11 protein-coding genes are annotated in these 13,272 nt (G+C 36.1%); 7 read left to right on the top strand and 4 right to left on the bottom strand.

The annotated features are described in order from the left end of the window. Positions 1–50: 50 nt before the first annotated feature. The 3 genes from pyrH to rpsB form a co-directional block, all read right to left on the bottom strand. On the bottom strand, positions 51–779 hold the full coding sequence (pyrH, locus tag CWS31_RS09860) for a UMP kinase (protein WP_101344066.1): 729 nt from the start codon (positions 777–779) through the stop codon (positions 51–53). A 566-nt stretch (positions 780–1,345) separates the two neighbouring features. Next, positions 1,346–2,194: a translation elongation factor Ts gene (gene tsf, locus CWS31_RS09855; RefSeq protein WP_101344067.1), complete on the bottom strand. Its 849-nt coding sequence runs from the start codon at positions 2,192–2,194 to the stop codon at positions 1,346–1,348. Positions 2,195–2,349: 155 nt separating this feature from the next. Continuing rightward, complete coding sequence (gene rpsB / locus CWS31_RS09850) at positions 2,350–3,078, bottom strand: 30S ribosomal protein S2 (protein ID WP_101344068.1); 729 nt, start codon at positions 3,076–3,078, stop codon at positions 2,350–2,352. Between the two features lie 545 nt (positions 3,079–3,623). On the opposite strand from rpsB, the gene CWS31_RS09845 reads away from it, so the two are divergent. From CWS31_RS09845 to serA, 7 genes are all read left to right on the top strand, one after another. Then, positions 3,624–4,244 (top strand): hypothetical protein, encoded by a 621-nt coding sequence (locus CWS31_RS09845; RefSeq protein ID WP_101344069.1) that lies wholly within the window; start codon positions 3,624–3,626, stop codon positions 4,242–4,244. Positions 4,245–4,595: 351 nt separating this feature from the next. Continuing rightward, a complete protein-coding gene (map, locus tag CWS31_RS09840; protein WP_101344070.1) occupies positions 4,596–5,384 on the top strand; it encodes a type I methionyl aminopeptidase in 789 nt (262 codons plus the stop codon). A 126-nt stretch (positions 5,385–5,510) separates the two neighbouring features. Further along, positions 5,511–8,162 (top strand): [protein-PII] uridylyltransferase, encoded by a 2,652-nt coding sequence (gene glnD, locus CWS31_RS09835; protein WP_246143470.1) that lies wholly within the window; start codon positions 5,511–5,513, stop codon positions 8,160–8,162. A 150-nt stretch (positions 8,163–8,312) separates the two neighbouring features. Beyond that, positions 8,313–9,152 (top strand): 2,3,4,5-tetrahydropyridine-2,6-dicarboxylate N-succinyltransferase, encoded by an 840-nt coding sequence (dapD, locus tag CWS31_RS09830; RefSeq protein ID WP_101344071.1) that lies wholly within the window; start codon positions 8,313–8,315, stop codon positions 9,150–9,152. 292 nt (positions 9,153–9,444) lie between these two features. Continuing rightward, positions 9,445–9,846: a hypothetical protein gene (locus CWS31_RS09825; protein ID WP_101344072.1), complete on the top strand. Its 402-nt coding sequence runs from the start codon at positions 9,445–9,447 to the stop codon at positions 9,844–9,846. A 300-nt stretch (positions 9,847–10,146) separates the two neighbouring features. Then, a complete protein-coding gene (gene rpiA, locus CWS31_RS09820) occupies positions 10,147–10,803 on the top strand; it encodes a ribose-5-phosphate isomerase RpiA (RefSeq protein ID WP_101344073.1) in 657 nt (218 codons plus the stop codon). Between the two features lie 182 nt (positions 10,804–10,985). After that, positions 10,986–12,239 carry a phosphoglycerate dehydrogenase gene (gene serA / locus CWS31_RS09815; RefSeq protein ID WP_101344074.1) on the top strand — a complete coding sequence of 418 codons (1,254 nt, stop codon included), beginning with the start codon at positions 10,986–10,988 and terminating at the stop codon, positions 12,237–12,239. 165 nt (positions 12,240–12,404) lie between these two features. Here the strand turns inward: serA and CWS31_RS09810 are convergent, their stop codons facing one another. Then, entirely contained in the window at positions 12,405–13,238 is an 834-nt protein-coding gene (locus tag CWS31_RS09810; protein ID WP_101344075.1) for a tRNA-uridine aminocarboxypropyltransferase, read from the bottom strand. Between the last annotated feature and the right edge of the window lie 34 nt (positions 13,239–13,272).

The following is a 13,272-nucleotide window of genomic DNA, read 5'->3' as shown; positions in this document are numbered from 1 at the left end:
ACTCAAATACTGACTTGTCTATCCTAAGTTTTGACTTAAGTCTCAACACGTTATTTGTGTGTGATCACTGTACCTTCGCTGCTACCCATGATGACTGATTTAAGTGCACCTGGTTTATTCATATTGAAAACACGAATTGGCATATTGTGATCTCTTGCTAAAGTAAAGGCAGCTAAGTCCATTACTTTTAATTCTTTTTCTAATACTTCATCATAGCTTAATTCGCTATAAAGCTCGGCATTAGGGTTTTTAACTGGGTCTTCTGAGTAAATACCATCAACTTTGGTTGCTTTAAATACGGCATCAGCTTCAATTTCAATTCCGCGTAAACAAGCTGCAGAATCGGTTGTGAAAAATGGATTACCTGTACCAGCAGAAAAAATAACAACGCGGCCTGATTTTAATAAACTTATTGCATTTGCCCAGTTGTAACGGTCACAAACACCCGCTAAATCAATAGCAGACATCAAACGTGTATTAACAAGAGCACGATGAAGCGCATCACGCATTGCAAGACCATTCATTACGGTTGCTAACATACCCATTTGGTCACCAACAACACGGTTCATACCCGCTTCAGCTAAGCCAGCACCGCGAAATAAGTTACCGCCACCGATAACCAAACCGACTTGAATTCCCATTTCCACTAGCTCTTTTATCTCTTGTGCCATGCGGTCTAGTACTTTTGGATCGATACCAAAACCTTCATCCCCCATTAGGGCTTCACCACTAAGTTTTAATAGAATGCGTCGATAAGCAGGTTTTGAATTGGTTGTCATAGGGGAAATTCCTGTCGCGGTTAAAGTAATAATATTTAAGCATAATATTTGCCTAGGTCAAAAAGACCGCGGCTATTTTAATACGTTTAGCTCATACACGATAGTCTAAACTTCAAAAACTCTATTTTATTATGTAATTTTTTAGCGCGGTTTAATTTTAACGGATAATTTTCATACAAAAAAAAGAACTTTCAATGTATTTATTATAGGGGCTGTTGACCTTTCAGGGTTAAAGTTTATTCAGTTTAAAACGGATTGAATCGCGGCGCGAGCTTTGTAGCATAGTAATTCTATTTAAAAAGCGTGTAACAAAGAGTAAATTCGTTTTAAATGAACCTAAAGACAGCACTTTTTTGAAATTTATACTGCGCTTGTGCATGTTGGTGTAGCCAGTTACACGAACATGCTCTGTCTTGTCTAAGTGCCAGACAAGTTGCTGTAAACTAATCTCGAAAGATCAACTGACACTAAAGTATAGACATAAAAAAACGCCTACCTAGGTAGACGTTTTTTGATTCTAATTATGAAAAAGCACTATTATTTAATAGTGTTTTTAATAATCTGAATTAACCTTTAGCAGCTGCAAGTTGAGCTTCAACTTCAGCAGCAAAATCTTCAACTTTCTTCTCGATACCTTCACCAACTTCTAAACGAATGAAGTTAGCTACAGTGATACCTTTTTCTTTCAAGATTTCACCAACAGTTTTCTTAGGTTCCATGATGAAAGCTTGACCAGTCAAAGAAACTTCACCAGTAAATTTCTTCATGCGGCCGTTAACCATTTTTTCAGCGATTTCTTGAGGCTTGCCTTCATTCATCGCGATTTCGATTTGGATAGCTTTTTCTTTTTCAACAACTTCAGCAGGAACATCATCAGGAGTTAAAAATTCAGGCTTGCTTGCAGCAACGTGCATTGCAATGTGCTTAAGTGCTTCTGCATCACCTTCACCAGCAACAACAACACCAATAGTAGCGCCATGGCTATATGAAGCTAATGCAGTACCGCCGATGTATTGAACACGACGTACATTGATGTTTTCACCAATTTTAGTTACAAGTGCAATACGCTTTTCTTCGAATTGAGCTTGTAATTCTTCAATGCTTAATGTTGACTCTACAGCTGCTTGAGCAACTTCGTTAGCAAATGCTAAGAAGTTAGCATCTTTTGCAACGAAATCAGTTTGACAGTTAACTTCAACTAATGCAGCCATGCCGTTAGCAGTTTTAATTAAAATAGCACCTTCAGCAGCAATGTTGCCTGCTTTTTTAGCTGCTTTAGCTTGGCCAGACTTACGCATATTTTCAATCGCAAGTTCCATATCGCCTTCAGCTTCTTGTAACGCTTTTTTACAATCCATCATGCCCGCAGCTGTGCGTTCACGTAGTTCTTTAACCATTGCAGCAGTAATTGCCATGAGTTAATTCCTCGGTGTTCAGTTATCCCCAAAATTAAAATATCGATATTTTACAATCTAAAAATAGTTACATCAATTTTGGGCATAAATATTAAATAAGTTGCCACAAAACGAGCGTTTGTGGCAAAAGAAAATAAACGTATTATAAACTGAAATTATTCAGTTTCAACAAAACCGTCTTTTTCAGCTTGTACTACGATGTTTTGCTCACGACCACTGATCACTGAGTTTGCAACAGCGTCACAGTATAAAGTAACAGCACGGATTGCATCATCGTTACCTGGTACGATGTAATCAACACCGTCAGGGTTTGAGTTAGTATCAACTACAGAAATTACTGGGATACCAAGGTTGTTTGCTTCTTTAATAGCAATGTGCTCGTGATCAGCATCAATGATAAATAAAACGTCAGGTAAACCACCCATGTTTTTGATACCACCTAAGCTTTTATCAAGCTTTTCCATTTCACGAGTACGCATTAACGCTTCTTTCTTAGTAAGAGCTTCGAAAGTACCGTCAGTGCTTTGAACTTCTAAGTCTTTTAAACGTTTGATAGATTGACGAACTGTTTTCCAGTTAGTCAACATACCACCTAACCAGCGATGGTTAACGTAGAATTGGTCAGACTTGATAGCTGCATCTCTGATTGCATCACTTGCAGCACGTTTAGTACCAACAAATAACACTTTACCTTTTTTCGATGAAACATTGTTTACAAAAGTAAGAGCTTCATTGAACATTGGAACTGTTTGTTCAAGGTTGATGATATGAACTTTATCACGTGCACCAAAGATGAATTGCTTCATTTTTGGATTCCAGTAACGAGTTTTGTGACCGAAGTGAACACCTGCTTTAAGCATATCGCGCATTGAAACGTTTGACATTTTTCTTTCCTTTATGGGGTTAAGCGTTCATACACCCAATATACACGACCTCTTTGTTTCGACATTATTGTCAAAAACTGGGCACCCCGGTATACCTTTAATAGATGTATGTGAGTTTATAATAATGACTTATAAGTCAGGTTCTTTAATAACCCCTGATCAAATAGTCGATTTAAAGTGTCACTAAACCAAGCTAGGTTGTTATTTTTACTCACCCTTTGACTTAACACTTTTATTAAAAAAGCAGTAATCTAAGTTACTTCTGTTTATAGCAAAGTCTTTAATTATAAAAATTAATCTCTAATTAAAAGCAATCTACCAAAAACGATTCAGCAAGAAAATAAGCTAACTAAAAATTTAGCGCCGCACTTTATACCATAACTAAGCTATTTTGGCGAGATAAAAATCATTTTTCACCAAAACACGATTTAAGGTGGGATATTAAAGCAAGGCGAGTTAAAATCACTTTATTATTGATGTAACTCATTACATTTACATTAATGAGAACATAATCACTTTTTAGTATTAACTTTGTAGAGATAGAAATGGCCGCACAAATTTTTTTTATTTATGACACTCACTGTCCTTGGAGCTATGCAGTAACTCCATTAGTGAACGCCGTAAACCAAATATTACCAGAAGTCAGTATTAACTTATGGCATTGTGCCTATTTTTCTGATGCAGATGGTGATAACTTCATTACTAAACAGCAAATAGGCCAAGTAAAAGACTTATCTTTGGTAAACTTTTCACCTGAATATATAAAAAGCTTAGCCCAGAGTAAAGACTCAACCGTGTGTGCTAATTTAATGACTTGGGCTACAGCCAAAACACCACGTCAAGCATTAGCCTTATTAAATGCATTACAAACTGCACATTTTAATAAAGGTAATGAACTTAGCGAACAAACTGACTTAACTGATATTGTTGAAGAGTTTAAATTATCTATTCCGGCAAAGGTACTTAATAAAACTAAATTAACTAGCGATGCACAAGTACAAGTACAAGAAGTTTATGCGTTGCAAGAAATCATTCAAACACAAGCCATCCCTGCTATTTTATTAGCTGTTGATGATGAATTAGTTTTAATGAATCACAACCTTTATTTACAAGATACTGACGCCTTTGTTGAAGCGGTAAAAGTAGAATTAAATAAAAACAGTTAATAGCACTATGTTACAAACGATAATGCTATTTATGCACTATTGCTAAATGTGCCAAACTAAATATTATTGGCTCATGAATAAATAGCTGACTGATAACTAACCTGAGTTCAGGATAAGCAAAGTGCTACATCAGCCTTATTTATCCGTATTCCTTCGTTAAGAAAACTATCAATAACTCGTTATTGGCTTCGCTTTCTCGCCTTGGACTACGACTAACTAAAACGATTGTAGATGCGCTAGTACAAACAGTTGATATTGTTATACTTTACAATTTCATTATCTCGAGCTCAGATTAACCAATATTTATTACCCGTAATAAATTAACGAATAACCAAAAGAGAAAAAAAAACTATGGCCATCAGCATAAAAAGCCAAGAAGAAATTGAAAAAATGCGTATTGCAGGTAAATTAGCTGCCGACGTTTTAGAAATGATTGGACCTCATGTAAAAGCAGGTATCACAACTGACGAACTCAATACCATATGTGCTGACTACACAGATAAAGTACAAAATGCTATTTCAGCGCCTCTTAATTATCACGATTTCCCTAAATCGGTGTGTACTTCAGTTAACCATGTGGTTTGTCATGGCATTCCTGATGACACTATTTTAGCCGATGGGGACATTATTAATATAGATGTTACCGTGATAAAAGACGGCTACCATGGCGATACCAGTAAAATGTTTTTAATTGGTGATGTATCACCTGAAGATAATCGTTTATGTCGTATTACACAAGAATCATTATATTTAGCCCTTAAAAAAGTAAAGCCAGGCGCTACTTTTGGTGATATTGGCACGACGATTCAAAAATTTATCAAGAAGTCAGGCCGATACTCTATCGTTAAAGATTATTGTGGTCACGGTATTGGTAATGTTTTTCATGAAGAACCACAAATTGTTCACTATAAAAACAATGATAAAACCAAGATGGAAGTCGGTATGTGTTTTACTATCGAGCCAATGGTGAACTTAGGTAAAGCAGGCACCGTTTTGGATAAAACAGATAATTGGACTGTGTATACTGTTGATGGTAAAAGATCAGCGCAATGGGAACACACTATTGTCGTTACTCCTACGGGTTGTGAAATATTAACGCTTCGTGGTGAAGAAACTATTCCGCGCATATTACATAACTAGATTTAATGACTATTGCAAACGTTATAAAAAATCTTTATCCGGTAGCTTTCATTACGTGATAATACGTTATCAATAATCACTAACAATATTAATTTAAGATAAATTAAAACAATACAAGGTACGCTCTTGGCTAATCATATAATAACCACAAACTTAGCAGCATTAACGTTAGTTCCTGAGCATTTCATGAATAAACTAGCTGTTTGTGCTAATTCACTGTCTCTTCGTGATATATCTCAATTACGTGGTGCCTTCAATATTTGGTTAAGAGATGCTTTTTATCAAAATGATATTAATGACTTACTTATTGCACGTGCTAGTTTCGTTGATGCATTATTATCTAAATTATGGTCTCAACATCACCTAGATGAAGATCAAGTTAGTTTAGTTGCCGTTGGTGGATATGGAAGAGGTGAATTACACCCTCACTCAGACGTAGATATATTAATATTAACGCAAGAACAAGTAAGTTCAGCGTTAGAAGAAAAAATATCTAGCTTTATTACACAGTTATGGGATGTAAAGTTAGATGTAGGACACAGTGTTCGCTCTATTTCAGAGTGTATAAAACAATCTGAAAAAGATGTTACTGTGGCTACTACCTTAATGGAAAGGCGTCAAATAGCTGGCAGTAAATCACTCGTTCAGCAATTAACAGCTACCTTAAATAAAAATGACTTTTGGACATCTGAAAAGTTCTTTATTGCCAAGTGCAAAGAGCAAGGTGGTAGACATCAACAATACCGCGGTGCAGCCTATACATTAGAGCCTAATTTAAAAGCAAACCCTGGTGGTTTACGAGATATTCAAACTATTGCTTGGGTAGCTAAAAGGCACTTTAACGCTGACTCACTTGAGGAATTAGTTGAACATAATTACCTCTATCCGAATGAATTTTTTGAACTTTTAGAAGCACAAGATTATTTATGGCGTATGCGTTTTGCATTGCATTTTGTTGCCGGACGAAGTGAGAACCGTTTATTATTTGATTACCAAGCCGATGTCGCAAAAATGATGGGATTTGGTGATGAAGGTAAAGCGCCGGTAGAACGCATGATGAAACGTTTTTTCCGTATACTTTCTCGCGTGACTGAATTAAATATTATGCTATTACAGCATTTTAAAGATGCCATTATTAAAAAAACGAACACAAATGATATTACGAACCTAAATACCGATTTCGAATTGGTTGGCACGTTAATCAATGTTCGCAATGACCGAGTATTTATGGGCTCATTCAAAATAATTGAAATGTTTTTAATTATTGCCCAAGAGCCTCGTATAAAAGGTATTCATTCACACACCATTAGACTAATGCGTTATGCCCGCCGTCGACTTATATCAGGTTTACTTGACTATGAGGATTGCCGTAAAACATTTATGTCTATTATCCGTCATCCACGTGGTTTAGGATTACCATTAACGTTAATGCATAGGCATAGTATTATTGGTGCCTACTTACCCATATGGCGAGATATTGCTGGACAGATGCAATTTGATCTTTTTCATGCCTATTCTGTTGACGAACACACTATTCGTGTAATTAAAAACCTACATCAGTTTAGTCAACCCGAGCATAACCATAAATTTCCGCTGTGTAGTCAAATTGTACAAAAAATTCGTAAACCAGAAGTATTATATCTAGGTGGTTTTTTCCATGATATAGGTAAAGGTCGTGGCGGCGATCACGCCAAACTTGGCGCCGTTGATGCGTTAGACTTTTGTTTATCCCATAAAATGAGTAAACATGACAGTAATATGGTGGCATGGCTTGTTGAACATCATTTATTAATGTCAGTTACGGCTCAGCGCAGAGATATAAACGATGAAAATGTGATTCGAACTTTTGGTGAAATAGTACGTGATGAAGCACACTTAAATTACCTTTATTGTTTAACCGTAGCGGATATGCGCGGTACTAACGAAAGCTTATGGAATAACTGGAAAGCTAACCTACTCGAAGAGCTTTACTTTAATACCCTTAGTGCATTTCGAAATGGTTTAGAGAAACCGGTTGAAACACGCTCTAAAATCCGAGAAAACCAACAACAAGCTCTCGCCTTATTGCTCGATGATAGAATCAATGAACAACAAGTTAAAGCACTATGGTCTGAATTTAGAGTTGATTATTTTTTACGTTACTCACCAGCGCAAATAGCAAGACAATGTAAAAACATTATTAAACACGATAGAGAAAAACCACTAGTGCTTATTAGCCCTATTCCTTATCGCGGTGGTACTGAGGTATTTATTTTCACTAAAGAAAAAAACAATACTTTTGCCAGTACGGTCTCATATTTTATGACCAAAAAGCTTTCAACACATGACGCAAAAATTATCACTACCAAAACAGGTTATACGGTTAACACTTTCGTAGTACTTGATAGTCGTAATAAACCATTACGTGAAAGTTCCTATACTAAGACAATGAGTCATGAGTTAGTTGAAAGATTAGCGCAACAAGATGTGACTGTATTACCTGAGCCGAAAGTGGCCCGAGTGTTAAAACAATTTAATGTAGCACCACGCGTTAACTTTATTAACATACATGCCAAAAATAGAACAATGATTGAAATAGTGGCTTTAGACAGACCCGGTTTATTATCAAATATTGCCGAAGTTTTTCAAGAAGACAAAATTAATATTCATTCAGCAAAAATCACTACTTTCGGTGAAAAAGCCGATGATGTTTTTACTATTTCTAATGCCAATGACGATGCATTAAGTGAAGAAGAAAAAACCGCATTAGTATTGCACTTAACGGAAGAAATTGAATAAGTAATATACTTCTTCACTTATTTCAGCGTTTATTTAGCATTTAATGGATTACAATATTTTATAAATGAGTACGGGTAAGTTGAGTTAATAAATAATTAACCCAGTTTACCTAATACTATTTAGAAAAAAGTTTTAAAAGAGGATAGCCTAATGACAGATTTAACACACTTAGCAAAGGTAATTGAACAAGCTTTTGATGACAGAGCTAATATTACCCCTACTACTGTTACACATGAAATTAAAACAGCGGTTCTCGATGCACTTACGGCATTAAACAATGGTAGTGCCCGCGTTGCTGAAAAGCTAGACGGTCACTGGCACGTTAACCAATGGCTAAAAAAAGCCGTACTCCTTTCTTTTCGTATTTGGGACAACCAAGTTATTGATGGCGCCGAAAGTACTTTTTTCGACAAAGTACCAATGAAATACGATGGTTACAACCAAGAAATGTTTGAAGCCGATGGCGTGCGTGTTGTACCTGGCGCAAGTGTACGCACCGGTAGCTTTATTGGTAAAAACGTTGTAGTTATGCCGAGCTTTGTCAATATAGGCGCTTATGTTGATGAAGGCTGTATGGTTGACACTTGGGCAACAGTTGGTTCGTGTGCACAAATAGGTAAGAACGTACATTTATCTGGAGGTGTTGGCATTGGTGGAGTTTTAGAGCCTCTACAAGCTGGTCCAACTATTATTGAAGATAATTGCTTTATTGGCGCACGTTCAGAAATTGTTGAAGGTGTGATTGTCGAAGAAGGCGCTGTTATTTCAATGGGCGTTTATATCGGACAAAGCACTCGAATTTTTGATCGTGAAACAGGTGAAACACATTATGGTCGAGTACCGGCAGGCTCTGTTGTTGTACCAGGTAATTTACCTTCAGCCTGTGGTACTTATAGCTTATATGCCGCTATTATAGTGAAAAAAGTAGATGCAAAAACATTAGCCAAAATCACTATTAATGAATTATTACGCTCAGTCTCTGAAGAGTAGTTTATATTACTTATCGGTCACGCGTTAAAAAATTGACACTTAGTACTATAGCCAATCTCACCACCTACTTATTTAACCTCAAGTTGTTAATAAAATAATAGGATAGTGAGATTTTTTATTTAAAGGCTAATAATTGATAGATTATTTAAAAAACAATTATCAATTAATTCAGTTGATTACAAATAATAGTTACAAATCTCTAACAAAACCGCAGACAAAAAATAATTTTATGGCATAACCCTTGCCCTATTGATAGTAACTCCGTTTACTCTTTATTAGCATTAGGTTTGTTATGACTATTTTAAAGTTATGTTTTTTATTTTTCATTTACTTCACTATTACCGCCTGCAGTAGTACAAAGCAGACTAGCCTAACACCACAAAGTGATAATTATTATGCTAAAAAATTTAGTCACTATGAGTTTACTCGCAACAGTGTCAATTCCGTAAAAAAACCTGCGACTTCAGATCAAGCGTTATTAATGTCACTACTTAATAGACCCATACCTGAGGATCAGCGCATGATGCTTGCTTTCGCTGAGCGTCAAGATAACTATTTACCCGACAGTACAATAATGGGTATAGAAATTAGAGGCGAAAAAAGCCAAAAAACTCAAAACAAAGTAAGATCTAATTATGCTTATATTATTGGCCAAGATATCAACTCAATTAAGATTACCTCACGCCCTAAGTAACATCGACAACGTTTATTCATAAATCCCACTGCTCTGAGTCTGTTGTTTGATTGATTGTTAACTTGTTAATACCGTTTTACGCTTTCAGCAAAAACACAAGCCCTCATAGTTAATTCGTAACTGACCACAAACTGATAAAAATCTCATTCATTACCGGTAGATAAAATCAACCTTAATTAATGTAGCAATAATGCATACATTTAATGCTATAATCCCGCCCCTAGCCATCAAGGCAGAAAATATACTACTAATACGGTACGTTCAAATCAGTGCCAATAAAGATGACTAATAAGGCTTAATATGACTCAAGATGAAATGAAAAAAGCAGCTGCCATCAAGGCATTAGAGTTCATTGAAGACGATACTATCGTTGGCGTTGGTACAGGTTCAACAGTTAATTTTTTTATTGAGGCATTAGCCACCATAAAAGATAAAATCGTTGGTGCAGTGTCAAGCTCAGAAGAATCAAGTAAGCGTTTAAAAGCACACGGAATTGAAGTTTTCGATTTAAATAGTGTCGATGTATTAGATGTATACATTGATGGTGCTGATGAAATTACCGAACACATGGCTATGATCAAAGGTGGTGGCGCCGCCCTAACTCGCGAAAAAATAGTTGCCGCTGTCGCTAAAAAGTTTATTTGTATTGCTGATGATACAAAACAAGTCAGAGTATTAGGTAAGTTTCCATTACCGGTTGAAGTAATTCCAATGGCGCGTAGTTATGTAGCGCGTGAACTTGTTAAACTTGGGGGTGATCCGGTATATCGTCAAGGCGTAGTAACAGACAATGGTAATGTTATTCTTGATGTACACAACCTTGAAATACTTGACCCAAAAGCATTAGAAACAGCAATTAACAATATTGTTGGTGTGGTGACTAATGGTTTATTTGCATTGCGCGGTGCTGACACTTTAGTAATGGGTAGCAAAGCAGGAATTCAAGTTCTTAAGTAATAGCATTTTTTTACTATTGTTAACAATAACCAGAAATTTTTATGCTAATAGGTCAATAATAATTCTTTTAGTGTTTAAACACTATATGATATATTAAAAACCTATTTAGATATCTAGCCATCTAAACGTATAGTAACAACAATATTTTTACTCGTTTAATTTTGATAAGTGAAACCAATTTTATGACCATTTCTAACAAAAACTCATTAGCAAAAGACAAAATTAAGATTTTATTACTTGAAGGTTTACACCCAAGTACTTTGGAAGAGCTGAAGTCAAAGGGTTATTCAAACATTGAATCACTGAAAACTTCATTATCTGAAGAAGAGTTAATTAAAAAGATTGCCAGTGTTCACTTTATTGGTATTCGCTCACGTACTCAGTTAACTGATGAAGTACTTAGTCATGCGAAGAAATTAGTTGCTATTGGTTGTTTCTGTATTGGTACAAACCAAGTTGACTTACAAGCTGCACAAAAGCGTGGTATCCCAGTATTTAACGCACCTTTCTCTAATACACGTTCTGTAGCAGAGCTTGTTATCGGCGAAGCGTTATTATTATTACGTGGTATTCCAGAGAAAAGTGCTAAAGCACATCGCGGCGAATGGTTTAAGTCAGCTGTTGGCTCGGTAGAAGCTCGTGGTAAAGTATTAGGTATTATTGGTTACGGTCACATTGGTATGCAGCTTGGTATTTTAGCTGAAACTCTTGGTATGCGTGTACGTTTTTATGATGTAGAAACTAAGCTTCCTTTAGGTAATGCAAGCCAAGCACCATCCTTAGACGCCTTGCTTGGTGAGTCTGACGTTGTTAGCTTGCACGTACCAGAGACTGTACATACACAAGACATGATTGGCAAAGCACAATTTGACGCAATGAAAGATGGTGCAATCTTCATCAATGCTTCTCGTGGTACTGTTGTTGATATTCCTGCGTTAGCACAAGCTTTAGAAAGCAAGAAAATAGCGGGTGCTGCAATTGATGTATTCCCTACTGAACCAAAAAGTAATGACGAAGAATTTACTTCGGTATTACGTGGCTTCGATAATGTAATTTTAACACCACACATTGGTGGTAGTACTAAAGAAGCACAAGCAAATATCGGTTTAGAAGTTGCAACAAAACTCGCTAAATATTCAGATAATGGCTCAAGCTTATCAGCAGTAAACTTCCCTGAAGTATCATTACCTGAACACGGTACGCCAGGACAAGGTGGCACTAGCCGTTTATTACATATTCACCACAACCAACCAGGTGTGTTGACTAAAATTAACCAAGCTTTTGCTGAGCACGATATTAACGTTGCCGCACAATACCTACAAACTGATGATAAAATTGGTTACGTGGTAATTGACATAAACTCTCAGGATAGTACGTTAGCATTAAAAGCATTAAAACGTATTGAAGGTACTATTCGCGCAAGAATATTACACTAAACTGAAGTTTACAATTTATAAAAAAGCCCGCTTAATGTAAATAATTAAGCGGGCTTTTTAATGTCTATTTTATATTTACTTTGTCGAGATCTAAACTAGGTAAATTATTCAAAGAATTATTTGTAACTGATAGCTAATACTAGTTCTCTTATTATATTATCAACCTTAAAAGTTTTGATCGATAAAATCCTGATAATTCTCCATCGCTTTTACATTACCTTTATTACGCTGACAAACACTTCTTTGATATTGATAATTAAATACATCAAACCATAAATCTAATATTTGTGCGTTATTTGTTTCGCCATGCATGGCTAATACTCGGGCAGCAACTTCAGCTGTTGAAAATTGATGTTCAAGCTCGGTTTTTCTCACCGTGTAGCGAGAGTCTTGCCCAACAGGTGATAATTTATTATGAAGCTGTGATGACGTGCTCACTAAGTCACTACCTATGGCGTTACTCGTTACTGAGTCAGTTATAGCTTGTATTGCCTTACTCGCATCGAAAGACACCATAGGAAATCGGTCTAGATAGGGGCTTTTACGAAACATTTTTTTAGCTTCACGCCAACTACCATCTAACATAATAAATAAAGGTCGTTTACCTTCTGGGCACTCAACTTTATTAGTAAATACTTGACGTGTATCAGATGCATATTCTTGTGGAAAAACCACTAATGGAAACCATTGTTCGTCATTAATTACCGCTAACAGCTCAGAATTCCCTACCGTTCTTGACCATAAAAAAGCAAAAGTATCAGGAATTAAGTCTGCAATAAGTTTGCCTGTATTGCTTGGTTTTAACACCTCTGTGTCGTACATTAATAACAAGAAACCCGCACTTGTTTGCACTTGCTGATTACTTGGCGATATTGCACAAATACAATAGTCTTTCGCTAATTGACAAAGCGGGCAACGCACTACTCGCTGCCCTCTTGATTTATAGGTTGTGGTACTAATACTTTTACGATATTCGTGGAGTTTATGAACCGCGTGCATTTAATGACTCTTACTTACTGATTTGCTGGTTTAA

The organism is Colwellia echini (assembly GCF_002843355.2).
GTDB classification, from domain to species: Bacteria; Pseudomonadota; Gammaproteobacteria; order Enterobacterales; family Alteromonadaceae; genus Colwellia; species Colwellia echini.
This window is presented reverse-complemented; position numbering and strand designations above follow the sequence as displayed.